This window comes from Corynebacterium sp. NML140438 (assembly GCF_001875725.1).
Classification (GTDB): domain Bacteria; phylum Actinomycetota; class Actinomycetes; order Mycobacteriales; family Mycobacteriaceae; genus Corynebacterium.
Genome location: NZ_MLCQ01000029.1, coordinates 418,971 through 443,777, shown reverse-complemented (window position 1 = coordinate 443,777; position 24,807 = coordinate 418,971). Strand labels below are relative to the sequence as shown.

Here is a 24,807-nt window from a genome sequence, read left to right as displayed (position 1 = left end):
CGATACTAGTTGCGCGCGGCGTCGAGAAGAAATGTGCCGTAGCCCGACTTCACCATCGACTCACCCAGGCTGACCAGCCTGTCCACAGAGATGAACCCCTGCTTGTAGGCGGCGACCTCCGGCGAGCCAATCACCAGGCCGGTGCGCTTCTGCAGCACCTCCACGTAGGCGGACGCCTCCGCCATGGAGTCAATCGTGCCGGTGTCCAGCCACACGTCACCCCTGTTCAAGCGGTGGACCCGCAGCTGGTTCGCCTTCAGGTACGCCTCGTTCACGCTGGTGATCTCCAGCTCCCCGCGCGTGCTCGGGGTGATCGTCTTCGCGATGTCCACGACCTGATTGTCGTAGAAGTACAGCCCGACCACCGCGAAGTTGGACTTCGGGTGCTCCGGCTTCTCCTCAATCGAGGTGGCCACACCATTCGCGTCGAAGTCCACGACGCCGTAGCGGTGCGGGTCGGAGACCTCGTAGGCGAAGATGGTGCCGCCGGTGCCGTCGTGGCTGAGGTCCAGGGCGCCGTCGAAAATGTTGTCACCCAGCACGAGCGCCACCGAGTCATCCCCGATGAAGTCCTCGGCGATCAGAAACGCCTGGGCAAGCCCGTCGGGGGAGGGTTGGATGCCGTAGTGGAGCATGATGCCCCAGTCGGAGCCGTCGCCGAGGAGGCGCCGGAACGCGGGCGCATCCTCCGGCGTGGTGATCACCATGATCTCCCGGATACCAGCGCTGATCAGCGTGGTCAGCGGGTAGTAGATCATGGGCTTGTCGTAAATCGGCATCAACTGCTTCGAAATACCCTTCGTAATCGGGTAGAGCCGGGTGCCGGACCCGCCGGCCAGAATGATGCCCTTCATCGACTTAGCGCTTCGGCAGGATCTTATCCAGCGGCAGCTTCTCCACCACGGTCAGCACCGTCGTCAAGATGCCCATGATGAACAGGATCAGCGCCGGAGTGGACACGTTCGACGTGTCGCCCGCGGACAGGGCCATCGCCGGGTCCGTCGGGGCGGTGTTCGTCGTCGTTGGTGCAACCGTCGGGGTGACCGTCGTCGTCACCGTCGGGGTGACAGTGACCGTGGTGGTTGTCGGGGCCGAAGGAGCGGGAGCGGATGCCTGGGTGGAAGCGAACGCCGGGGTTGCCACCACCAGTGCTCCCGCCACCGCGAGAGCTGCAAGAGAAGTGCGATTCATGCAGTACAACCTACCCAAGATAGAGCGCCAACGCAGCTCTCCAGTTCATGGGGGCAAAGCCCGTCGCCTTGATCTTGTCCAGCGCCAGCGTCGATTCCGCAGGCCGCGGCGCCTTGTCCCCGTACTCCTGCGACGTCACCGGGTGTACCTGCGCGGGGTCCTTACCCATCCCGATGAATACCGCCATCGCGATCTCGTCGCGGCCCACCGAATCCCCATCCGAAGTGATGTTGTACACCCCGTACTCAGCCTCGTTGGCCAGCAGGTGGCGGATGCCCTTCGCCAGGTCCTCCGCCGACGTCGGCCGCCCACGCTGGTCCTTGACTACGCGCGGCTTCTTGTCCGCCTCCGCGAGCTGGCGTATCGTCGCCATGAAGTTCGCGCCGTCCCCGAACACCCACGACGTCCGAATCACGTAGTGCCTACGCGCCACCCGCGCAGCCGTCTCCCCGGCAGCCTTCGACGCACCGTAGCGGCTCAGCGGGCTCGGCAGCTCCTCCTCCGTGTGCACCTGGTGGGTGCCGTCGAAGATGTAGTCGCTGGACACGTGCACCAACACCAGGTCGTGCTCGTTGGCCACCTGCGCCAGCTGCGCTGGGGCCTCCGCGTTCACACGCCACGCGCCCGCCGGGTCATCCTCCGCGCCGTTGACGTCGTTGTACGCCGCGCAGTTGATCATCGCCCAGTACTTCGACCAGTCCACGCCCTCCAGGTTCGTGATATCCAGCTGGTCCCGCGTGCAGAACTCCGCCTCATCCGGCCCGTAGAGCTCCTGCAGCGCCCGGCCCAGCTGCCCGTTCGCGCCCGTCACAAGGATTTTGCGCTGGGGGACCGGGGTGGCGTCGACAAGCATGGGGTGGGTGAGGTCAGCCTGCGAAAGCTCCGTGGGCTCCAGCGGCCACTCAACCTCCCTGTAGGAGCAGTAGGCGTAGCGCGCGCCGGGCTGGTAACGCTCATTGACCAGGTAAATGTACGTCGTGCCGTCCTCGAGCGCCTGAAAGCCGTTGGCCACCCCGCGCGGCACAAACACCGCCGTCTCCGGGCCGATCTCGCAGCTGAACGTCTCCCCGAAGGTCTCCGAGCCCTCGCGCATGTCCACCCACGCCCCGAACACGCGGCCTGAGGCCACCGACACCCACTTATCCCACGGCTCAGCGTGCATGCCGCGAGTCGCCCCGCGCCGCGCGTTGAAGCTCACATTCTGCTGCACGGGCACCAGCTTCTGCCCGGCCCAGTTCTCTTTGAACCAGCCCCGGTTATCGCGGTGCACCGCAAGCTCGTGGACTTCCAACCCAGCAATCATTACTGTCCTCTCGCCTCATAACGCTTCTCGACGTCCCCCTTCGCCCCTTCCCACCACCAGCGGTTCTCGCGATACCACTCGATGGTTTGCTGCAGCCCGTCGCGCAAATCCTTCGTGTAACGCGGCCGCCACCCCAGCTCCTTGGCGAGCTTCGTGGAATCCATCGCGTAGCGCTGATCGTGGCCGGGGCGATCGTTGACGTGCTCGTACTCGCCACCCATCAACTCGCAGATCATCTCGATGACCTGCTTGTTCGTGGTGTGGTCGTTGTCCGCGCCGATGTTATAGGTTTCGCCCAGCTTGCCGCGCTCCAGGATGGTCAGCACGGCATCGTTGTGGTCGTCGACGTGGATCCAGTCGCGCACCTGTGCGCCCGTGCCGTACAGTTTCGCTGGCTGCCCGCACAGGATATTGGTGATCTGGCGCGGAATGAACTTCTCCACGTGCTGGAACGGCCCGTAATTATTCGAGCAGTTCGAAATCGTCGCCTTGATTCCAAAACTGCGGATCCAGGCCCGCACCAAATGATCCGAGCCAGCCTTCGTCGCCGAGTACGGACTCGACGGCTTATACGGCGTCGTCTCCGTAAACTTCTCGTTGCCCGTCAGCGGCAGGTCCCCGAACACCTCATCCGTGGAAATGTGATGCAGCCGTGCCCCGTGCCTGCGCACCGCCTCCAACAACACGTACGTGCCGATCAAATTCGAATGAATAAATGGCGACGGGTCCTCCAACGAATTATCGTTATGCGACTCCGCCGCGAAATGCACCACCACATCCGACGCCCCCACCAAGTCACCCATCAGCGCTTCATTAGCGACGTCCCCTTCCACCAACTCCACGTCCAATCCACGCAAATTCGCCGGGTTGCCCGCGTACGTCAGCTTGTCCACTACCGTGACCTTGTAGTCAGTGCGCTCGGTGACCATCCGTACGAAATTCGCGCCGATGAAGCCCGCACCACCAGTGACCAGCATTGTTCCCATGGGGTTCTACCTTAGCCGGAGCGCCACCAAATGTACCGCCGCCCCCGCCAGCGGACCCGCGAACAGGGCCGTGACTACGACGGAGTGGACGTCGACACCCACGAGCCGCGGCATCACTCCCAGCACCGCGAACGCCACCGCCGTCGCCGTCAGCCACCCCGCGACGTACCAGCCGTGCCGCTCTAGCGACAGCACCGCCACCCCCGTAATAATCAGCGCCCCCATAAACGCCGACGCGAACGTGAGCACCCCAAGCGTCAGTCCATCGACGTAAAACTCCGGGTCAAACGCCAATTTCAGAATCCAAGGACCCACCGCCCACGCCGCGGCAAAGCCCACAACGCCCAAGCCGAGCACCGCAGCGACCGGCTGCACCAACGCCGCAACCAACGCTTCTCGACGCTCCACAAACCTCACCACCAACGCCGACTGAAACCGCTGCAACGGCACCAACACCGGCGCCCGCGTCAAAATCACGGCGTTCATAATCGCCGCCACCGACGCCTGCGGGAACGCCGCGTTGACCGCCGTCGGGAAGCCCGTAATCAACGCCGCCGACGCCCCCGACGCCACCATCGCCGTCAACACCCGGCGCACAAACACCCCACGATGCACATCCAGCGGCACCCGCAAATGCTCCCGACGCAACACCACCAGCCAGCTCAACGCGCCGACCACCGTAATCACCAAAAACGCAGGTAGCCCCCACCCCAGCGCCCACGCAGCCAGCGCCAACACCAGCCGCACACCCGAGTCCAACGCCACCAGGGCCGCATACCGCTCCCACAACTGCGCCCCCGACAACACCCCGCCCAGCACAGCTTGGAACACGTACATCACCAGGCCAACCTGCAGCAGGGCAGTAGCCGTCAGCGTGCTCCCAGGAACAACGGTGCCAATAAACAGCGCGCCCGCAACAGTCACCACGACGACGACCACCAGCGCCGTCCACGCCCCCAATCGCCACGGATTCGCCGAACCACGCCGGCCATCCTCGCGCGCCGCCGCGACGGCGCGGGTTGTCTCGTGGGTGAGGCCGTCGATAAGTCCGGTGGACGCGAAGAACAACCCCCAATACGCAGCGAAGTAGCGGTAGGCCGTGTCGGCGTCGAGCGCCTTCGACGCCACCCACAACACCACAAAGCCACTGACGGCCGCGAACAGTGTGGCAAAAGAAAGGTGCTTCACCTTGGCCTACATTGCCTTACATTCCGAACGACGGCGCGATCGTCGTAAACCACGCCTTGTGCAGATCCTCGCGCCAGTACGGCCACGAGTGCGTCCCCGCATTCCGGAACTCATAATGCGCCGGAATGTTCAAGCCCTCCAGCTTCGCGCGCAAATCATGCGAACACTTATTAATCGCCGCCTCAATCACGCCGCCCTCAACCTGCAAAATCGCCGAACCCACACCAGCCGCGGGCTGCGACAACCCCTGCCCAACCAGGTAGCTCACCTGGTCAGAACGCCCAGCGAGGCCAGTGCCCGTCGAAATGTACAAGCGGGTCCCGCGCAACTTCTCCGCATTCACAAGCGCATCGTTATAACGGTTGTTCGGGCTGCCCATCGGGCCCCACATCATCTCCGGAGTCACCGTCCGGTAATCCAACGTTCCCGACGCCCGGTTCACCGTAATCCGGCCAAACTGGTACGCATCAGGCGTCGACGTCGCTGCACACCCCGAGAACGACGCCGCTGACTTATAAAACCCCGGGTAGTGCGTCGGCAACACCAGGGACGTCGTTCCCGACATCGAGAAGCCCACGATCGAACGACGGTTCCTATCCGCCCCCAGCAGCCCCTCAATCGGGCCCGGCAACTCCTTCACCAGGAACGTCTCCCACTTCTGCGGACCGTTAATGTAGCGCGAGCGCATATTGTCACTCACCCAATCCGTGTAGTACGAAAACGCGCCCTCCTGCGGAATCACAACATTGACGCCCTTACCCGCAAAAAAGTCACGAGCATCACTCATGCTCAGCCAGTCCTGGTGCTGCTCCGCGCCACCAGCGCCATTCAGCAGGTAAATCGTCGGCGCGTTCTGCACGCGCTGCCCCGCAGCATTCGTCGCAGGCAACACCGCCACCGGAATATCCCGACGCATCGACGGCGAGTACACCAAGTAACTCAGCACCCGCTTGTGGTCAACTTGCTGCACCCACTTCTGAGGCTTGCCATCCGACTTCGCCAACGGCGGATTCTCCACAGCGTTCCAGGGCTTCACGGTGCCCACAGGCTGGGCCATCGCTGCTGGCGTAACCGCTGGGATTGCCTGAACAGCCGACAAAGGAATAGCCACAGCCATCGCCGTAGCCACAACCGAACGAGAGATGCGCTTCAACATGGAAGACATCCTACTTTACAGATGTGACAATTGGGGCTTCTGGTGTCACCTTGTTCGGCGTTTCGTGCAAGAATGTGGGAAGCATTTCGTTCATACAGGATTTCTCTTTGAAAGAAGGTAGTTGCAATGAACCCGATCGAGTCCGTACAGGTCGCCATCAACACCGTCCTCGGTGAGCTGATCCACTTCGGCTCCTCCACGTCCTCCACCATCGCGTACGGCATGGGACTGTTCTAGGTCCTCGCTCGTTTGTGCCCGTCGCGCTACCTTTTGTTGGGTGGGGCGGCGGGTTTTGTGCTTGGGCCTTTTCCCGGTTCGCCGAGTGGGCGTGAGGGAAGCCGGAGTGACAAAAGACGTAACCTTAATTAGTCTAGCCATTCAAATCTCGAGGTAAAGAAAGTGCTATACAATTAAGGTTGCGTCTTTTGTCACTACGCCTCCGGACGGGCGCGTCCAAAGGGGCTTAGAGCTCAAGCGCCGGCTTGATGGTCTGCTTCCAGGCGAGCTCCAGGTCTTCCTTCCAGATGCGCCACGAGTGGGTGCCGGTGGCGCGCAGGTTAGCGTTGTATGGGATGTCGTTGGCCTTCAGCTTGACTAGCAGGTCGTGGGTGCAGGCGTTCATGGCGGCTTCGATCACGCCGCCTTCGATTATGAGGGTTTGGGCGTTTGCGGAGGCCTGGATGAAGTCCATGTTGCGGGTCTTGCGCAGGAAGCCGACGGTGTCGCTCTCGGCGAAAAGACCGGTTGCGCTGGAGATGTACAGTTTGGTGCCCTTGAGCTTCTCGGCGTTGACGAGGGCGTCATTGTGGCGGTTGTACTCGCTGCCGGCGCGGCCCCACATTTCCTCCGGCTTGGCACCGCCGCGGTTGACGGTGAGGTTGACCCAGCCGTTCGGGATACCCGTCGAGGTAGCGGCGCAGCCCGAGAAGGAGCCGACCGCGGCGTATTTGCCAGGGTTGTGCTCAGCGAGGAGGAGAGCTGAGGTGGCGGACATGGAGAACCCGACGACGGCGCGCTTGTCGTTGGCGCCGAGGTAGGGCTCGATGGCGTCGGGAAGCTCGGAGCCTAGGAATGTGGACCACAGCTGCTTTCCTTGCAGGTATGGGGTGTCGGGCTCGTAGAGCCAGTCGATGTAGTAGGAGAACGCACCCTTCATCGGGATGACGACGTTTACCGATCTATCTTTAAACACATCGTTTACAACGTCCCAGGCCTGGGCGATCCAGTCAGTGTCCTGCTCGGAGCCACCGGCGCCGTTGAGGAGGTAGACGGTCGGGGCCGGCTGCTCCTTTGCAGGGATCACGGCGACCGGGATGTCGATGCCCATCGCGGTGGACTTCACGTTGAGTTTCTTGGCGCCCGTAATATTGTCGATTAACGTGAACCAGCGCTGGGGTTTCTTGTTGTTTGGCTTCAGGGGTGCGGCGGTCAGCTCCGATACAAGGTTTGACGTGTCCTCCGTGGCGGCGGGGGTACCCTCGTCTGCGAGGGGGGTGGCGTCGTCAAGCGTGGGTTCGGTGCTGTCTTCCTCAACGACTTCGACGACCGTCGTTTCCTCGACCTTGGTTGTGGTTGTGGTGGTCTTCGAGGAAGAGGTCGTCGTCGCCTCGCTTATCGACGTTTCCTCTACGCTCTGGGCAGCGGAAATGGTCGTTGCCTCCTCGGATGGGGAGACGGCATACCAGCCTCCTGCGGCGATCGCGATGGCGGCGGCTCCGGCGATGGCTGGACGCGCAATGTTCACGGGGTGCTCCTCAACTATTCGTAGGTGGTGAAGGGGATCCTTCAGGCATTCTATTAAAGTGTCCGATATTGAGGCGAAATCGTTACAGGCCACGTATCCTATGGGACGTGACTAAAGAGCATTATGACGTTGTTGTCCTCGGCGCTGGCCCTGGTGGCTATGTCGCCGCCATCAGAGCATCGCAGCTTGGCCTGAAGGTTGCGGTGATTGAGAAGCAGTACTGGGGAGGTGTGTGCCTCAACGTTGGCTGTATCCCGTCGAAGTCGTTGATTAAGAACGCGGAGATCGCCCACATTTTTAACCATGAGGCGAAGACGTTCGGCATCAAGGGTGATGTCGAATTCGATTACGCAGACGCCCATAAGCGCTCCCGCAAGGTCTCCGAGAAGATCGTCGGCGGCGTGCATTACTTGATGAAGAAGAACAAGATCCAGGAAATCCACGGTCTTGGATCCTTCACCGACTCCAACACGATCGAGATCACCGAAGGCGACGACAAGGGCACAACCGTCACCTTCGACAACTGCATCATCGCGACCGGCTCCGTCGTGCGTACCCTGCCAGGCATCGAGCTGAGCAAGAACGTCGTCTCCTTCGAGGAGCAGATCCTCAACGAAGACGCCCCGAAGTCCATGGTCATTGTGGGTGCGGGCGCTATCGGTATGGAGTTCGCCTACGTGCTGTCCAACTACGGGGTGGACGTCACCGTTATCGAGTACATGGACCGCGTCCTGCCGAACGAGGACAAGGATGTGTCCAAGGAAATCGCGAAGGCGTACAAGAAGCTCGGTGTGAAGCTTATGACCGGCCACGCAACCACTGCCGTGCGCGATAACGGCGATTCGGTCGAGGTGGACGTCAAGAAGAATGGCACCGATGAGACCGAGACGCTCACCGTTGACCGTGTCATGATTTCCGTCGGCTTCGCACCGCGTGTCGAGGGCTACGGCCTGGACAAGGCCGGCGTCGAGCTCACGGAGCGTGGCGCCATCGCTATCGACGACCGCATGCGCACCAACGTCGACGGCATCTACGCCATCGGCGACGTCACCGCGAAGCTGCAGCTCGCGCACGTTGCGGAGGCGCAGGGCATCATCGCCGCCGAAACCATCGCCGGTGCCGAAACCCTCGAAATCGAGGACTACATGATGACGCCGCGCGCCACCTTCTGTAACCCTCAGGTCGCCTCCATGGGCTACACCGAGGAGCAGGCGAAGGAGAAGTGGCCAGACCGCGAAATCAAGGTCGCGACCTTCCCGTTCTCCGCGAACGGCAAGGCGGTGGGCCTGGCGGAGACCGCGGGCTTCGGCAAGATCGTCGCCGACGCAGAGTATGGCGAGATCCTCGGCGCTCATCTGGTTGGCGCCAACGTCGCCGAGCTGCTGCCAGAGGTTGTCCTCGCCCAGCGTTTCGACCTCACCGCCGGCGAAATCGCCCGTTCCATCCACATCCACCCAACCCTGTCTGAGGTGCTCAAGGAAGCGGCCCACGGCATTGAAGGCCACATGATCAACCTGTAGCTTTTTCTTCTCACGCTTCTCGACGCCCGGTCCCGCTTTTCGGTGAGGCCGGGTTTTGCACTGCTTGGGGCGGGTTTGCGTGCTTACTTGCTTCGGTCCGTCCCTGGATGTCCTTCGCCTCGGTCGCCCCGCTCCGGTTTCGGCCCGGCCGGCTGGCCCGCGGGCTGAAAAAGTTCCCGGGCCGGGGAACCATTTTGAGCCTGAAGCTGGTTCCCGTCGACCAACCGTGGTGTTTCCCCAGGTCGCGACGGATGTCTACAAAGATTGTTCCCCGTTTACGGGTGAGCCGGGGAACTTTCCGGAAGGGAGCGGGCGCCACGCCGGGCCAGGCAAGTTTTTTGCTCCGGTCGAGGTGTTTAAGGCGTACCACTGGAGGCAAGTTCTGAGGCGCGCTGACGGGGTGGGAAGAGTGCCCCTAACGTCCGCATTTTCTGGTGTTTGACGCGAACTCTTGACTACCGACCTTTGGGGGTAATTGCGAGATTTTATAGACGTTAAAGATTGCCAGTGAGTAATATCACAAATTAGGTTTACCTTGGTTTGTTCTCATACTGTATATATGCAGGGTGTCGCCATGTCAAAAATGCCGAAAATTTTCCAAGCGCGTTCAGGAGGGAAATTTTCGAAGGGAAATGCGCTAAAGAAACATGCTCTGACTAGGCAATAGTGAAGATTGGTGCCTAGAGTGGTTGTGACACTGGAGGTGCCATGACTGTACAAAAAACAGACCGTGAAGCAATTCGTCACGGAAAAATTACTGAGGAGCCGCTACGAGAGCGGCCAGGGATCCCAACGTGGGTAGTAAAGCTTGAAATGGCCATCACTGGCCTCATCTTCGGGCTTTTCCTGCTTGTTCACATGGTGGGCAACCTGAAAATTTTTATGCCGCTTAAGGCTGATGGCGGCGCACACATTGATGACTACGGCGAGTGGTTCCGTACGTTCGGTGAGCCGCTGTTCCCACGTGGGGGATTCCTGTGGATTCTCCGTATCGTGCTGCTGACCTGCCTGATCCTGCACGTGTATGGTGCGTTTGCTCTGAAGAAGCGCTCCGCCGAGTCGCGCGGTACGTTCAAGCGCACGAACCTGATGGGGGGCTGGCAGTCCACCGCTACGCGTTGGATGCTGGTGACCGGCGTTATCTTGCTGCTGTTCATTGTCTTCCACATTCTGGATCTGACTGCGGGCACTGTTGTTGCTTCTGAGCAGTTCGTTCATGGCAATGTTCGTGACAACCTGATTGCAACCTTCGCTCCGGAGCGTTGGTACGTGACCTTGTTCTATGTGGTTGCCATGCTGGCGCTGCTGCTGCACCTGACGCACGGTGTGTACCTGGCGGTTTCTGACCTTGGATGGCTCGGCGAGCGTGGACGTGGCGTGATGGTCGTGTTGGGGTACGTACTGCCGTTCATCGTTGTTCTTGGAAATGTCATCATGCCACTGGCCATTATGGCTGGGCTTATCCCGGGATACACCCGCTAACGGCTGATTAGGAGAAACTTTAATGACTACCTCTTTGAACCAGACGCAGGACGAGGTGTTCCGCCAGCCGGAGTCCTCGGCTCCTGGCGTCACCATTGGCCGCATTCTTGATAATGCGATGCCGGACCGCCACAAGGTGCGGATGAAGGACATGTGGGAGTACCAGAAGGACCACATGCAGCTGGTGTCCCCGCTGAACCGTCGCAAGTTTAAGGTGCTCGTTGTGGGCACGGGCTTGGCTGCCGGTGCTTCTGCTGCCGCGTTGGGCGAGTTGGGCTATCAGGTACAGGTTTTCACGTACCATGACGCTCCTCGTCGTGCACACTCCATCGCAGCGCAGGGTGGCGTCAACGCCGCCCGCGGCAAGAAGGTTGATAACGACGGCGCGTACCGCCACGTGAAGGACACCGTGAAGGGTGGCGACTACCGCTGCCGTGAGGCTGACTGCTGGCGCTTGGCTGTCGAGTCGGTCCGCGTCATTGACCACATGAACGCTATTGGTGCCCCGTTTGCGCGTGAGTACGGCGGAGCGTTGGCTACCCGTTCCTTCGGTGGCGTGCAGGTCTCCCGTACCTACTACACCCGTGGCCAAACGGGCCAGCAGCTGCAGCTGTCCACCGCTTCGGCGCTGCAGCGTCAGATCCACCTGGGCAACGTTGAGATCTTCACGCACAACGACCTGATCGATCTGATCATTACTGAGGAAGACGGCAAGAAGCGTTGCCGCGGTATTGTTACCCGCAACCTGATTGACGGCTCCCTGACCCCGTTCACCGGCCACGCTGTTGTGCTGGGTACCGGCGGTTACGGCAACGTGTACCACAAGACGACGTTGGCGAAGAACTCGAACTCTTCCGCGATGATGCGTGCGCACGAGCTTGGTGCGTACCTGGCTTCGCCGGCGTTCATTCAGTTCCACCCGACTGGCCTGCCGTTGAACGCGAGCTGGCAGTCGAAGACGACGCTGATGTCCGAGTCTCTGCGTAACGACGGCCGCATTTGGACCCCGAAGGAAAAGGGCGACGACCGCGACCCGAACACCATTCCAGAGGACGAGCGCGATTACTTCCTGGAGCGTCGCTACCCGGCGTTCGGTAACCTCGTGCCGCGTGACGTTGCGTCCCGTGCTATTTCGCAGCAGCTGAACGCTGGTTTCGGTGTTGGCCCGCTGCACAACTCGGCGTACCTGGACTTCAAGGACTCCATCGCGCGCCTTGGCGAGGACACTATCCGTGAGCGTTACGGCAACCTCTTCGAGATGTACGAGGATTCCACCGGCGAGAACCCATACAAGGCTCCGATGCGCATTGCACCGACGGTGCACTTCTCCATGGGTGGCCTGTGGACCGACTTCAACGAGATGACGTCTATCGACGGCCTCTTCGCAGCAGGCGAGTGCTCCTGGACCTACCACGGCGCGAACCGCCTGGGCGCGAACTCGCTGCTGTCCGCATCGGTTGACGGCTGGTTCACCATTCCGTTCACGGTGCCGAACTACCTGGCGGATCACCTGAACGAGCCGGTGTACGCAGAGGATGCTCCGGCATCTGTCGAAGCCGTGCAGCGTGCGCAGAAGCGTATTGACAGCCTGATGAACATCAAGGGCTCCGACCCACACGGTCCGGAGTACTACCACATCAAGCTGGGCGAGATTCTGTACCTGCACTGTGGCGTGGCACGTACCGCAGACAGCCTGCGCGAGGGCATCGACAAGATCCGTGCCCTGCGTGACGACTTCTGGGCGAACCTGCACATCCCAGGCCGTGCTGACGAGATGAACCAGGTGCTCGAGGCTGCGCTTCGCCTGGTTGACTACATCAACCTCGGCGAGCTGATGTGCATTGACGCACTTGACCGCGACGAGTCCTGTGGCGCTCACTACCGCATGGACCACCTCACCGAAGACGGCGAGGCTGCGCGTGACGACGAGAACTGGTGCTTCGTCTCCGCATGGGAGACCGTGGGCAACGACCAGTTCGTGCGTCACGCCGAGCCACTGTACTTCGATTCGATCCCACTGATGACGAGGAACTACAAGTAATGAAACTGACACTTGAGATCTGGCGTCAGGCCGGACCCGATACTGAAGGCCACTTCGAGACCGTCGAGGTGCCGGACGCAGTTGAGCAGATGTCCATCCTGGAGCTGCTTGACCACGTCAACAACCAATTTGTTGAGGAAGGCAAGGAGCCTTTCACCTACGCTTCTGACTGCCGCGAGGGCATCTGCGGTACCTGTGGTTTGACCATCAACGGTCGCCCACACGGTGCGGACCAGAACGTCCCTGCATGTCTGCAGCGCCTGGTGAACTACAACGACGGCGACACCCTCAAGATTGAGCCGTTCCGTTCCGCTGTGTTCCCGGTCATCAAGGACCTCGTGGTTGACCGCTCCGCGCTCGACCGCGTGATGCAGCAGGGCGGCTACGTCTCCGTCTTCCCGGGTACCGCCCCGGACGCAGACACCCTGTCCGTCAACCACCACGACTCGGAGCTTGCGCTCGACTACGCGGCCTGCATTGGCTGTGGCGCTTGTGTGGCTGCGTGCCCGAATGGCGCCGCGCACCTGTTCACTGGTGCTAAGCTGAAGCACTTGAAGCTGCTGCCACTGGGCAAGCTGGAGCGCAGCCGTCGTGCACGCAAGATGATCGATGAGTTGGAAACCAACTTCGGTCCTTGCTCCCTGTACGGCGAGTGCGCAGACGTCTGCCCTGCAGGCATCCCGCTGGATGCGGTTGGCGCGATCAACGCCGAGCGCGTCCGCGCGGCAGTCCGTGGCGGCGACGACTAAAACGAAACGTAAACGAGGAAGGAAACAACGATGGCGTCCCAACATGCTGTAGCTGATATCCGCAGTGAATCGTTCCCTGAGTACGAGGGCAAGATTCAGGACCTGTACGTCGAAGGCTACGACCCGGTGTCGTACTCTGCGCCGCACTCTTCGCTGCTGCGTTACTCTACGTGGGTGGCAATGGGCCTGATTTTGGCATCACTGTTCGGTATGGGGCTCGCCATCTGGGGTGCAACTGTTGGCACGTACGGGTACGGCGCGTCTGCTGAGCTCAGCAGACAGCTCATCCTGTGCGGCCTCGTAGAGGCGGTTGTGACGCTTGTCCTCGGCGTTGTCCTGATTGTGAAGGGCCGCGCGGGCTACCGTCAGTACCGTGAGCAAACCGGTCGCGTCAATTAGCGGCTACCTCCAGGTCTCCCCGTTACCACGCTCGGTGTGGTGGCGGGGAGATTTTTGCTTTAATCAAGTGCATGGCTACACACGCGTTAATGGAGCTCACCGAGGCGGATGAACAGCGTCGCAGAACGCTGCGGAAGTACAAGATCGGGGTGACGGCCCTGTTGGGGCTGATGGCTGTGATCTTTTTGTCGTGCTCGTGGTGGCAGTCGCAGGGCACGGCACCGCTGTGGGTGGGGTACGTGCGTGCGGCAGCGGAGGCCGGCATGGTTGGTGGGTTGGCGGACTGGTTCGCAGTCGCTGCGATTTTTAAGCACCCGATGGGCCTGCCGATCCCACACACGGCCCTGGTGCCGAACAAGAAGGACCAGGTGGCTGACGCGCTCAGCGAGTTTGTCAGCGAGAACTTCCTGAACGCGGAGACCATCACGGAGAAGGTGATGGCGGCGGGGATCCCGGAGCGTGCCGGAAAGTGGTTATCACTGGAGAAGAACGCGAAGCGGGTATCGGAGGAGGTCGGCAAGTTTACGGTCAAGGCTGTCGAGGCGGTCGACCCCGCGGAGGCGGAGGAGTTCCTCAACGCGCAGGTGATTGACCGCTTCGCGGAGCCGATCTGGGGCCCGCCGATCGGGCGCGCGTTGGAGGGATTCATCGCGGATGGCAAGATCGAGCCGTTGGTTGACGACATCGTTGCCTGGGGCAACGAGCGCCTCGCAGGCATGGAGGACGCGATCGTCCGCACCATCGACGAGCGGATGCCCGCTTGGGCACCGAAGTTCGCCAAGGAGCTGGTCGGCGCGAAGGTCTATAACGAGCTGGTGGCGTTCATGGCGGACGTCGATAAGGACAAGGACCACGAGGCTCGCCGAGCTATTCGACGCCAAATCAACCAGTTCGCGCAGGACCTACAGTTCGACGGTGCCATGATCACCCGCGTGGAGGAGCTGAAGGCGGACGTGATGGCGTCGAACGCGGTGCAGAACGCGGCCGCTGGGCTGTGGGGGCAGGTGTCGGCGGCGATTATTGAGTCGGCGTCGGACCCGGAGAGCATGGTGCGTCGAAAGATTGCGCTGACGGTGCACGAGTGGGGCGAAAAGCTGGTCAACGAACCCGAGACACGTGAGGCGGCCGAGCGCAACCTGCGAAAGTGGACGCACTTCGCGGCGGAGAACGGCGCGGGGCAGATCGTCGGGATCATTTCGGAGACGATTCAGAAGTGGGACGGGCAGGAAGCCGCCGAGAAGATCGAGCTGATGGTGGGCAAGGACCTGCAGTACATCCGCGTGAACGGCACGATCGTGGGTGCATTGGCCGGACTTGTTATATACGCTGTGTCACAGTTGTTGTTTTTCTAAAAGGAGAAGGATTATGTCTGAGAAGAATTCTGGTCTGCGCGATATTGCGGATGCGTTGCTGGTTGCTGGGCAGTCGGTCGGGGAGGCCGTCGGCAAGCTGGGTGGCGATGTGACTGAGCAGCTGAAGCAGGCTGTCGACAATGCGCGCAGCACGTTCGATGGTGCGGGCGACGACAAGGAGCTCAAGGACGCCGTGTCCTCCTTCGCGAGCGACGCTGAGTCCATCGTGCGCAACATCGGCGACTCCACCGAGGCCGACGAGGCGAAGGACGCTCTCAAGCTGGTCGCTGAGGAGATCCGCGACGCGTTCGGCAACATTGACGCTGATGACGCGAAGCAGCGCATCGAGTCCGTGGTTGCGCGTGTGCAGGAGCGCATCGCTGACCTGGGCGGCAAGAAGTAATGTCGCTGTCTGCTGAGCAGCTGATCATGTCGCTGCCTGTGATGGCGAACGCGCTGCTGTTTTGGGTGCTGGCCATCGCGGGCATTGTGGGGGCGGTGATGGTGGCGTCGACGCGCCCGGACGCCTTCGAGGCGGCAGGGCGTCAGTCGAAGCGCACGTGGGTGGCCATTCTGGCTGGTTCCGCGATTGCCTGCATACTGTCGTTGCCGTTCGTGGCGTGGATTGGTGCGGTCGCCATCGGTGTGTATTTCTTCGATGTTCGGCCGCAGATCAATAACATTTTGCGGGGGAACTACGGCTGGTAGGCCTGGAGTTCGGCGAAGTCCACGTTGTGGCCCTGCATCGTGACGCGGAGGCCACCGGGGACGACGTCGAAGCCGGTGATGCGCATCGCCTGGTCGGTGTATTCGGCCACGCCGTTGGTGAGCGCGTCAGTGAGCGCTGAGGAGATCTCGTCCGGCAGCGTGTTGCCGAACAGAGAAGTGTCGACCGCCTGGACAGAGAACTCGCCGGCCTCGTCGATGACGGGGCGCAGGGAAACCGCCGCGGCGCCGCCGCTGAACTCGACGGTGAAAGTGCCGTCCTCGGGGGAGGTGGTCACCTCGGACACGTTAATGAGCGCGGAGAAAAAGTCGTTGTCGATGCTCTGATGCAGTTGCTTGTTCAGCGTTGCGCGCACGAACTCGCTCGGGACTTCGGTGGTGGCGGTGAGGGTGTCCGCGATGGATTGGCCGCTGGCGTCAACCTTGATGGAGTCCATCTCCACGGTGGAGGCCGGCTGGCCGGTGGTGTCGTCGCCGTTGACCACCAGCGTGGAAGGTGTGGTCACCGTGATGTGGGGGATGGTGCCGCTCAACATGCCGAGCGTCAGCGGGGAAGCGCCGAAGGAAACCTCGGTGCCCTCCGGTGCTTGGTCACGCATCTGGTTGCCGATGTACGCACGTGTGCCGGCTTCGGCGGCGATGAACAGGACCAGGATGGCGGCGAGGATGCCGATCAGGACTTTCCAGACGGTTTTCATGCGCACTAGTGTAGCGACTCACCCCGGGGCGCTACAGCCGCCCAGTCGACGGTGACGGTGTTGTCGCTGAGACGGCGGCGTACCGGGGTGATCGGCCAGTCGCGGGCCAGCGCCTCGCGGGCGTGGCGCCACCGCACCCGAGGCCCGTGCGGTTCCCAGCCGGCGGCGTGTTCCCAGGCGGAGTCGGCGTCGCGAAGAAAGTCATGGATGGGTTCGCCGGGGACGTTGCGGTGAATGAGCGCCTTCGGTAGGCGTTCGGCGAGGTCGCTGGGCGTCGAAATGTCGAATGGGTCCCAGGACAGGGTGAGTGTTTGGGGGCCGGTGGCGTCGAGAAGTACCCAGGTGCTGCGGCGGCCGAGCTCGTCGCAGGTGCCCTCGATGAAGAGACCTCCGGGGGCGAGCTTGGACGTGACGGTGCGCCACACGTCGGGCACTTCCGCGACGTCGTACTGGCGCAGCACGTTGAACGCGCGCACCAGATGTGGCCGGTAGCCGGCGAGCTCGAAGCCGCCGAGCTCGAAGCGGACGCCGTCGCGCAGCGGGAGGACCCGTTCGGGGTTGATCTCCAAGCCGACGACCTCGACGTCGGGGTTGATGCGCCGCAGCCAGCCAGCCCACTCGCAGGTGGTGGTGTGGGAGGCGCCGTAGCCGACGTCGAGCGCCAGCGGGCGCCCCTCGCGCAAAAGCGAAATGACCCGCGCGTTGTGGCGGGTCCAGCGATCGCAGCGCCGCAGCCGATTGATGCCGGTCGTGCCCCGGGTGATCACCCCGTAGGGCTGCCCGGGCCCCGCCTGCGAGCGCAGATTGTGGTGGTGCTTAGAGATTGTTGGAGATCCATTCCTCGGTGAGCTTCGCCTCATTTTCGACGATCTCCTCGAGCGCCTCAGCAACCTTCGGCTCCAGCGCAGCGCCCATGAATGGGATGTCTACCTTGGCCTCGTTGTCGTAGGCCAGGGAAGTGGTGTCGCCGTTGTCGGTCAGCGTGATCTCGCCGCCGAAGTCCACCGGGGTGCCCTTGACGTCTCCGGTGAAGGTGATCGGGTCTTCGCCGGTGTTAACGGTGCGCTTCAGCTTCAGGTCCTGCGAAATCATGGCCTGCGCAGCCTCAGGCAGGATGGACTTGGGCAGAATCTCAAAGAGGACGGCGGTGGAGCCGTCGAACTCGTGAAGCTGGCCTGGTTCCGGCGACAGCTTCTCCGCGATGAACTCCCAGTACTCCTTGCTCGCGAAGGCGTCGCGCACCTTCTGCGCAGGGTGGTTGATGGTTACGGTGATTTCACTACGTGCAGTCATAGTGAACAGACTACCGTTGATGGGGTGTCTGATACATCTTTTGCCTCAATGACAACTCTGCGCGTCGGTGGCACCCCCGCCGATGTGATCCGCTGCGACACCGCCGAGGACCTCGCAGCGACGGTCGCGCGCCTCGACGCCGCGGGCACGCCACTGCTCATCGTGGGCGGCGGCTCCAACCTTGTCGTTGCTGACGGCCCGCAAGGGGTTACGGCGGTACTCGTGCGCAACGCCGGCATCAAGCTTCTCGACGACGCCCTGTTCCGCGTCGGCGCCGGCACCGTGTGGGACGACGTGGTTGCCTACGCCGTGGAGCACGGCCTGGCGGGCATTGAGGCCCTGTCCGGCATCCCAGGCTCCGCTGGGGCCACCCCGGTGCAGAACGTGGGGGCCTACGGCGCCGAGATCGCCGACGTGCTGCACCGCGTCCGCCTGTGGAACCGAGAAACCGGCGTGGACGAATGGGTGACCCCGGAGTCCCTGGAGCTGGCGTACCGCTACTCCAACCTGAAGTTCACCCACCGCGCCGTGGTCCTCGAGATCGAGTTGAAGCTGACCAAGTCGGACCTGTCGGCGCCGCTGCGCCACCTCGGCGGCAAGCGGGTCCCCCTCGCGGAGGCGCGCGAGTCAGTCCTGGAGACGCGCCGGGCGAAGGGCATGGTGCTCGACTCAGCCGACCACGACACCTGGTCCGCGGGCTCGTTCTTCACGAACCCGGTGGTGGACGCCTCGGTCGCAGATGCGATCGGTATTGAGGGGATGCCGCGCTACCCACAGGAGGACGGCCGCGTGAAACTGTCCGCCGCCTGGCTCATCGAGCGCGCCGGGTTCCCCCGCGGCTACCCCGGCGAGCACGCCCCGGCCCGCCTGTCCACCAAGCACACCCTGGCGCTGACCAACCGGGGCAACGCCAAGGCCGACGACATCGTGGCCCTGGCCCGCGACGTGCAGGCCGGCGTGGAGCGCGCCTTCGGCGTCCGGCTAGTGCCGGAGCCGGTGTGGGTCGGGATGTCGATCTAATCACCTACAGGCGGGACAGGAGCTCCTCCTGCACCTTGCGGCGCGACAGCTTGCCCAGCTGGTCCTTCGGTAGTTCCTCGAAGTGGTAGAAGGTGCGCGGCACCTTGTAGCGGGTGAGGTTCTTGCGCGCGAAGTCTTTCAGGCCCTCCGGGTCGAGTGGGGCGCCGTCGCGTAGCGTGACGCAGGCGACGACGTCTTCGGAGCCGTCCTCGCGGGGGCGGCCGACGACGGCGACGTCGACAACATCGGGGTGGGTGCGCATCACCGTTTCCACCTCGGCGGGGTAGACGTTGAACCCGCCAGTGATGATGAGCTCCTTGAGGCGGGAGACCAGCTTGATGAAGCCGTCCTCCTCCATGACGCCGAGGTCGCCGGTGCAGAACCAACCGTCGTGGAAGGCATGCTCGGTGGCTTCGGGGTTGTTGAGGTAGCCGTTGAAAACTTGTGGGCCGCGGGCGAGGATCTCGCCGGGCTCGCCGTAGGGCATGTCCTCGTCCAGGTTGTCGGGGTTGACGATGCGGATCTCGGTGTCGGGGAAGGGGATGCCGATGTAGCCGGCGCGGCGGTCCGCGGTGCCAGGGTTGCCGACCAGGATCGGGGAGGTCTCGGTCAGTCCGTAGCCTTCGACGAGGCGGCCGTGGGTGACGCGCTCCCACGCCTCGATCGTCTCGACGGGTAGGGAGGCTGCACCCGAGAAACCGGTGTTGACGCCGTCGATGTTGAGGCCTTCGTTGTTGGCGGCGTCGATAATTCGCTCGAATACGGTGGGCACGCCGGGGATGAATGTGGGCTTGAACTTCTTGATGGAGCCCATGATGAGGTCCATCTTTGGCGCCGGGAGCAGGTCGACCTCGGAGCCGATGAGCACCGTGAGCGTGAGCGAAAACGTGAGACCGTAGGCGTGGAAGAACGGCAGGGTGGCCAGCATGCGCTGCTGGTCCTTGGATTGCAGGTCCTTGACCCAGGCGACGCCCTGCCATGCGTTCGCGTGCAGGTTCTTGTGGGAGAGCACGGCGCCCTTGGGTTCCCCGGTGGTGCCGGAGGTGTAGAGGATGAGGGCTGGGTCTTCGGGGGAGATATCTGCTTCGGTGGTGAGGTCGTCGCCCTCGCCGCCGATGGCGGAGCCGAGTAGCGTCTCCCACGGCACCGTCTTGAGTACGGTGTTGGAGCTTTGCACGGTGAGCTGCTCGCGCGCCTTGCGGATCTTCGCGATCGGGATGCGCAGCGCGAGCTGCTGCAGCTTCGGCATCGCCTTGGTCATGTCGACGGAGATGACCGTCTCCAGGTCCGTGGTGGTGCGCAGCGCCTCGAGGGTGTCCGCCGCCTTGTCCCACGCGATGGCCACGCGCGCACCGTGGTTCTGGAACTGCGGGCGAAGCTCGTTCGCGGTGTACAGCGGGTTGTGCTCGACGACGACGCCCCCAAGCTTCTGCACCGCGAAGAAGGCGATGACGTGCTGTGGGCAGTTCGGCAGCAGGATGGCCACGCGGTCACCCTTGCGCACGCCGAAGGCCTTGAGCCCGGCGGCGGCCCGGCGGACTTCCTTGTCCAACTCGCCGTAGGTCATGGAGCGGCCGAAGAACCTGGTTGCTGGCTTGTCGGCGTTGCGTGCCAGGTTGTCGTCGTAGATGCCTGGCAGCGTGGTGAACCCGTACTCGAGCGAGTGCTCGGTCCAGTCGGGGTAGTACTGCAGCCATGGCTTTGTGGTGTTTGCGTCCAAGGTCATGGCACTACCCTACGCTACCGTAACCTATTGGGTGGGCTGCAGCATGGCCACCAATTCTTGCTGCACCGCGCGGCGCCGGACCTTGCCGGTCTGGTCCCGGTTCAAGTCCTCGAAGTGGTAGAAGGTGCGCGGCACCTTGTAGCGGGTGAGGCGTTGGCGCGCGTGCTCCTTCAGCCCTTCCGGATCGAGCGGGGCGCCGTCGCGAAGGGTGACGCAGGCAACGACGTCTTCGGAACCGTCTTCGCGGGGGCGGCCGACGACGGCGACGTCCTCGACGTCCGGGTGCGAGCGTACGGCCTCCTCGACCTCGTCCGGATAGACGTTAAAGCCGCCGGTGATGATGATTTCCTTGATGCGCGCCACCAGGCGGATGAAGCCATCGGGCTCCATGACGGCCATGTCGCCGGTGCGGAACCAGCCGTCGTGGAATGCTTGCTCGGTGGCCTCGGGGTTGTTGAGGTAGCCGGAGAAGACCTGCGGGCCGCGCGCGAGCAGTTCGCCCGGCTCGCCGTCGGGCATGGTTTCGCTGGGGTTGTCCGGGTTGGCGATGCGGATGTCGGTGTTGGGGAACGGCACGCCGATGTAGCCGGGGCGCCGGTTGCCGTCGAGGGGGTTGCCGCACAGGCACGGGGAGGTCTCGGTGAGCCCGTAGCCTTCAACGAGCTGGCCGCCGGTGACCCGTTCCCACAGTTCAATGGTGCTCTCGGGGAGGGTTGCGGCGCCAGAGATTGAGCTGTGGAAGGAGGAGAGGTCCACATTCTTCTCGACGGCCCACTGCGCAATCCGCTCATACAGCAGCGGCACGCCGGGCAGCAGCGTGGGGCGAGTCTTGAGGATGGCCTGCTGGTAGAGCTTCGGCTTCGGCGCGGGCACCAGCACGATCTGACCGGCGACGGTCAGCGGGAACCCGTAGTTCAGGGCCAGGCCGTAGATGTGGAACATCGGCAAGATGGCGAGCACCTTCTCGTTGACGGCACCCCAGTCCTTCACCCACTGTGCGCCGGCGGCGAGGACGGCGAGCACGTTCGCGTGCGTCAACGGCACGCCCTTGGGGGTGCCGGTGGTGCCGGAGGTGTACAGGATGAACGCGGTGTCGGACTGTGCGATGGTCGGCAGGTTCGTTGGTGTGGCGGGCTTCGCTACGAGGGATTCCCACGAGATCGCCTTCGGTGCGGGCTTGTGCAGTTCCTCGCGCTGGCTGCGCACGGCCCCGAGGGGCACCTGCAGGGCGAGCTGCAGGTGGCGGGGCATGGCGTCGATAAGGTTGACGGCGATGACCGTCTCGAGCGCCGTCGTTTCCTGCAGCGTGTGGAAGGTCTCGGCCTCCCGGTCGAACACGATGGCCACGCGCGCGCCGTGGTCCAGGAACTGTTTCTCCAGCTCGTAGGCGGTGTAGAGCGGGTTGTGCTCGATGGCGACGGCGCCGATGCGCAGGATCGCGGTGATGGCGATGACGTGCTGCGGGCAGTTCGGCAGCGCGATGACAACGCGGTCGCCTGGTGCGACGCCGAGGTGCTGCAGGGCGGCAGCGAGGCGGTTGACCTGCTCGTTGAGGGCTTGGTAGGTGAGTGTTTTGCCCATGAACCAGGTGGCTGCGCGGCCCGGGTGGGTGGTTGCGGCGGTATTGAACAGGCTGACGAGGGTGTCGCTGCCGACGATCGGGTGCGGGTCGGTCCATTCGGGGTAGTGCGTAAGCCAGGCTTTGGTTTCGTAGGCTCCCATAAACACTCCTTTTGTTAGCTAGTCGAAAGTAGGTGAGGGAAAGTATAACCTACGGTTTGGTAGGTTTTGCTAGTTTTCCACATCAGGTACGCTCGTGAGCCATTGGGGAAACACAAGGGGGGATTCCATTGACCACAATTTTCGACGCCACCACCGACCTCACGCCGCCAACCGGCCTCGACCAAAGCAACCTGGTCGATCCCGTCAAAGCACCACCGAAACAGGGCTGGCGTAAAGTCGTCCACACCGCCAGCCGTGGCCGCATTAACCCGGGACGCTCCCGGGCCCAAGTCGAACGCGACGAACTCATCGACGCTATCCGCGCACCCCTGCGCGGCGACTACAGGATTGCCGTCATGTCGCTGAAAGGGGGCGTCGGCAAGACAACGACCACCATCGCCCTCGGAGGGGTGTTTGCCGAAACCCGCGGCGACCGCGTCATCGCCATCGACGCCAACCCGGACCTCGGCACGCTCGCGCAACGCGCCACCGCCAACTCACCCGCCACCATCCGCGACCTCCTGCTCGCGCAGGACACCTCGCGATACCCGCAGGTCCGCGCCTTTACCAACCAGGCCAGCTCACGCCTCGAAGTCATCGGCTCCGAACGCGACCCAGCCGTCAGCGAAGCCTTCTCCGAGCTCGACTACCGCAAAGCCATCGACATCCTGCAACACCACTACAACGTCATCCTCACCGACTGCGGCACCGGCCTCATGCACTCCGCCATGGCCGGCGTCCTCGACCTCGCCAACGCGCTCGTCCTGGTCACCTCGCCAGCCCTCGACGGCGCCCAATCCGCCGCAGCCACCCTCGACTGGCTCAGCCTCCACGGCTACGACCAGCTCGCCTCCAACGCCGTCGTCGTCATCAGCGCGGGCGCGCCGGGCAAACCCACCATTGATATGGAGCGGCTCACCGAGCACTTCGCTGCCCGCACCCGCGCCGTCCACGCCATCCCATACGACCGCCACCTAGCCGAAGGTGCCGTCGTCGATATGGACCGCCTCGCGCCCGACACTCTGCGCGCCTACCAGCAGCTCGCCGCGACCGTCGCAGCCGACTTCGGGTCGTGGCACCGCCACGCCGTGATGTAATACGCTGGCGAGCATGCGCGTCGCCATGATTTCAATGCACACCTCGCCCCTCGAGCAGCCCGGCATCGGGGACGCCGGGGGGATGAACGTGTACATCCTCAACATCGCCCAGCAGCTCGCGCGCCAGGGCATCGAAGTCGATGTGTTCACCCGCGCCACCCGCCCCAGCCAGCCACAAATCGCCGAGGTTGAGCCGGGCTTCCGGGTCATCCACATCGTCGCCGGCCCCTACGAGGGACTGCCCAAAGAGGAACTACCCACGCAGCTCGCCACGTTCGCCGGCGGCATCGTGCAGTTCTGCCGAATTTACGACGCCCACTACGACATCATCCACGCCCACTACTGGCTCTCCGGCCAGGTCGGCTGGCTCCTCGCCGAACTTAGCGACGTCCCCCTCATCTACACCGGCCACACCTGGGCCGCCGTCAAAAACGCCTACGCGTCCGGCGCGGAAAGCTCCGAAAGCGAAGCCCGCCGCATCTGCGAACAACAACTCGTGGACAACGCCGACCGCCTCGTGGTCAACACCGAAGACGAAATCACCGAGCTGTCCCGCCACTACGACGTCGACGCGGGCAAAATCGCCGTGGTCACCCCCGGCGCCGACACCGAGCTCTACACCCCCGGCACCAACCGCAACACCGAAATGTCGCGCCGCCATCTCGGCATCCCCGTCCACGCCAAAGTGGTCGTCTTCGTCGGCCGCCTCCAAGAGTTCAAGGGCCCGCAGGTGCTCATCCGGGCCATCGGCCAACTCGTTCGCGACGGCGTCGACTACCCCCTGCGCGTCCTCATCTGCGGTGGCGCCTCCGGCGGCGGGGTGAGCGTCGATACGTACCAGCGCCTCGCCGAGGAAGAAGGCGTGGGTCACATCGTGCGCTTCCTCGGGCCGCGGCCGCCCCAGGAACTCGTGAACGTGTACCAAGCCGCCGATATCGTCGCCGTGCCCAGCTACAACGAGTCCTTCGGCCTCGTCGCCGTCGAAGCCCAAGCCACCGGCACTCCCGTCGTCGCCGCGGCCGTCGGCGGCCTGCCGATCGTCGTCGCCGACGGTGAAACCGGCACCCTCGTTCCCAGCCACGACCCCGTCGACTGGGCCAACGTCATCGGCACCCTCCTCCGCGACGACGACACCCGCATCGCCATGGGCCAAGCCGCCGTCGCCCAAGCCAGCAAGTTCAGCTGGCGCGAAAGCGCCCACGACCTCACCGGCATCTACCAGGACACCCTCGACCATTTCGACCGCGGCCTCTGCGACCGGAAAGCCATCGGGAGCTAATTGCATGTTTGGGGGAGCCCGGTTTGGGCTGCGGCCAAGAGATTTTAATAACGTTCTGGTCGAGGTACTGGAAGCGTGTGATGCTGGTGGTTATTCAAAATAGGCATCGGGTCGGGTGAAATGTATTCAGAGTAT

23 protein-coding genes are annotated in these 24,807 nt (G+C 63.1%); 11 read left to right on the top strand and 12 right to left on the bottom strand.

Going from position 1 to position 24,807, the window contains the following annotated elements; genetic code table 11:
- Positions 1–5 precede the first annotated feature (5 nt).
- From rfbA to BJP08_RS10705, 7 genes are all read right to left on the bottom strand, one after another.
- On the bottom strand, positions 6–854 hold the full coding sequence (rfbA, locus tag BJP08_RS10735; RefSeq protein ID WP_071569527.1) for a glucose-1-phosphate thymidylyltransferase RfbA: 849 nt from the start codon (positions 852–854) through the stop codon (positions 6–8).
- Positions 855–858: 4 nt separating this feature from the next.
- Complete coding sequence (locus BJP08_RS10730; RefSeq protein WP_071569526.1) at positions 859–1,191, bottom strand: hypothetical protein; 333 nt, start codon at positions 1,189–1,191, stop codon at positions 859–861.
- Positions 1,192–1,201: 10 nt separating this feature from the next.
- A complete protein-coding gene (gene rfbD / locus BJP08_RS10725) occupies positions 1,202–2,494 on the bottom strand; it encodes a dTDP-4-dehydrorhamnose reductase (RefSeq protein ID WP_071569525.1) in 1,293 nt (430 codons plus the stop codon).
- Positions 2,494–3,480 carry a dTDP-glucose 4,6-dehydratase gene (gene rfbB, locus BJP08_RS10720; protein WP_071569524.1) on the bottom strand — a complete coding sequence of 329 codons (987 nt, stop codon included), beginning with the start codon at positions 3,478–3,480 and terminating at the stop codon, positions 2,494–2,496. The genes rfbD and rfbB overlap by 1 nt, the downstream gene beginning before the upstream one ends.
- A gap of 6 nt (positions 3,481–3,486) precedes the next feature.
- Positions 3,487–4,668, bottom strand: coding sequence for a hypothetical protein (locus BJP08_RS10715; RefSeq protein ID WP_071569523.1), 1,182 nt, complete (start codon positions 4,666–4,668; stop codon positions 3,487–3,489).
- A gap of 16 nt (positions 4,669–4,684) precedes the next feature.
- Positions 4,685–5,824: an alpha/beta hydrolase family protein gene (locus tag BJP08_RS10710; protein WP_177221757.1), complete on the bottom strand. Its 1,140-nt coding sequence runs from the start codon at positions 5,822–5,824 to the stop codon at positions 4,685–4,687.
- Positions 5,825–6,287: 463 nt separating this feature from the next.
- Positions 6,288–7,568, bottom strand: coding sequence for an alpha/beta hydrolase family protein (locus tag BJP08_RS10705; protein ID WP_071569522.1), 1,281 nt, complete (start codon positions 7,566–7,568; stop codon positions 6,288–6,290).
- A gap of 107 nt (positions 7,569–7,675) precedes the next feature.
- Here BJP08_RS10705 and lpdA point away from each other — a divergent pair, with 107 nt between their 5' ends.
- From lpdA to BJP08_RS10665, 8 genes are all read left to right on the top strand, one after another.
- On the top strand, positions 7,676–9,088 hold the full coding sequence (gene lpdA / locus BJP08_RS10700; protein WP_071569521.1) for a dihydrolipoyl dehydrogenase: 1,413 nt from the start codon (positions 7,676–7,678) through the stop codon (positions 9,086–9,088).
- Positions 9,089–9,796: 708 nt separating this feature from the next.
- The gene (locus BJP08_RS10695) at positions 9,797–10,570 is read left to right on the top strand and encodes a succinate dehydrogenase cytochrome b subunit (RefSeq protein ID WP_071569520.1); all 774 of its coding nucleotides are present in this window, start codon (positions 9,797–9,799) and stop codon (positions 10,568–10,570) included.
- Between the two features lie 22 nt (positions 10,571–10,592).
- Entirely contained in the window at positions 10,593–12,611 is a 2,019-nt protein-coding gene (locus BJP08_RS10690) for a fumarate reductase/succinate dehydrogenase flavoprotein subunit (RefSeq protein ID WP_071569519.1), read from the top strand.
- A complete protein-coding gene (locus BJP08_RS10685; RefSeq protein ID WP_071566649.1) occupies positions 12,611–13,360 on the top strand; it encodes a succinate dehydrogenase/fumarate reductase iron-sulfur subunit in 750 nt (249 codons plus the stop codon). The genes BJP08_RS10690 and BJP08_RS10685 overlap by 1 nt, the downstream gene beginning before the upstream one ends.
- A 30-nt stretch (positions 13,361–13,390) precedes the next feature.
- Positions 13,391–13,759: a hypothetical protein gene (locus BJP08_RS10680; protein ID WP_071569518.1), complete on the top strand. Its 369-nt coding sequence runs from the start codon at positions 13,391–13,393 to the stop codon at positions 13,757–13,759.
- A gap of 71 nt (positions 13,760–13,830) precedes the next feature.
- Positions 13,831–15,111, top strand: coding sequence for a DUF445 domain-containing protein (locus tag BJP08_RS10675; protein ID WP_071569517.1), 1,281 nt, complete (start codon positions 13,831–13,833; stop codon positions 15,109–15,111).
- A gap of 13 nt (positions 15,112–15,124) precedes the next feature.
- Positions 15,125–15,514 (top strand): CGLAU_01105 family protein, encoded by a 390-nt coding sequence (locus BJP08_RS10670; protein ID WP_071569516.1) that lies wholly within the window; start codon positions 15,125–15,127, stop codon positions 15,512–15,514.
- Between the two features lie 41 nt (positions 15,515–15,555).
- Entirely contained in the window at positions 15,556–15,819 is a 264-nt protein-coding gene (locus BJP08_RS10665; RefSeq protein WP_369816434.1) for a DUF2516 family protein, read from the top strand.
- Here the strand turns inward: BJP08_RS10665 and BJP08_RS10660 are convergent.
- The 3 genes from BJP08_RS10660 to BJP08_RS10650 are packed head-to-tail and all read right to left on the bottom strand — an operon-like array spanning position 15,807 to position 17,828.
- Positions 15,807–16,535, bottom strand: a complete 729-nt coding sequence (locus BJP08_RS10660) for a DUF2993 domain-containing protein (protein ID WP_143110102.1) — start codon at positions 16,533–16,535, stop codon at positions 15,807–15,809. The genes BJP08_RS10665 and BJP08_RS10660 overlap by 13 nt on opposite strands.
- A gap of 5 nt (positions 16,536–16,540) precedes the next feature.
- On the bottom strand, positions 16,541–17,359 hold the full coding sequence (locus BJP08_RS10655) for a class I SAM-dependent methyltransferase (protein WP_071569602.1): 819 nt from the start codon (positions 17,357–17,359) through the stop codon (positions 16,541–16,543).
- Positions 17,352–17,828 carry a DUF2505 domain-containing protein gene (locus BJP08_RS10650; protein ID WP_071569601.1) on the bottom strand — a complete coding sequence of 159 codons (477 nt, stop codon included), beginning with the start codon at positions 17,826–17,828 and terminating at the stop codon, positions 17,352–17,354. Before BJP08_RS10650 ends, BJP08_RS10655 begins: the two co-directional genes overlap by 8 nt.
- A 48-nt stretch (positions 17,829–17,876) precedes the next feature.
- On the opposite strand from BJP08_RS10650, the gene BJP08_RS10645 reads away from it, so the two are divergent.
- Entirely contained in the window at positions 17,877–18,848 is a 972-nt protein-coding gene (locus BJP08_RS10645; protein ID WP_369816433.1) for a UDP-N-acetylmuramate dehydrogenase, read from the top strand.
- Positions 18,849–18,852: 4 nt separating this feature from the next.
- Here the strand turns inward: BJP08_RS10645 and BJP08_RS10640 are convergent, their stop codons facing one another.
- Both BJP08_RS10640 and BJP08_RS10635 read right to left on the bottom strand, forming a co-directional pair.
- Entirely contained in the window at positions 18,853–20,568 is a 1,716-nt protein-coding gene (locus BJP08_RS10640; RefSeq protein ID WP_071569599.1) for a long-chain-fatty-acid--CoA ligase, read from the bottom strand.
- A 30-nt stretch (positions 20,569–20,598) separates the two neighbouring features.
- Positions 20,599–22,296: a long-chain-fatty-acid--CoA ligase gene (locus BJP08_RS10635; RefSeq protein ID WP_071569514.1), complete on the bottom strand. Its 1,698-nt coding sequence runs from the start codon at positions 22,294–22,296 to the stop codon at positions 20,599–20,601.
- A gap of 128 nt (positions 22,297–22,424) precedes the next feature.
- Between BJP08_RS10635 and BJP08_RS10630 the strand changes: the two genes are divergently transcribed.
- Together BJP08_RS10630 and mshA are read left to right on the top strand one after the other, a co-directional pair.
- On the top strand, positions 22,425–23,393 hold the full coding sequence (locus BJP08_RS10630) for a MinD/ParA family protein (RefSeq protein ID WP_071569513.1): 969 nt from the start codon (positions 22,425–22,427) through the stop codon (positions 23,391–23,393).
- A gap of 13 nt (positions 23,394–23,406) precedes the next feature.
- Positions 23,407–24,672, top strand: a complete 1,266-nt coding sequence (gene mshA / locus BJP08_RS10625) for a D-inositol-3-phosphate glycosyltransferase (RefSeq protein WP_071569512.1) — start codon at positions 23,407–23,409, stop codon at positions 24,670–24,672.
- The last annotated feature ends 135 nt before the right edge of the window (positions 24,673–24,807 follow it).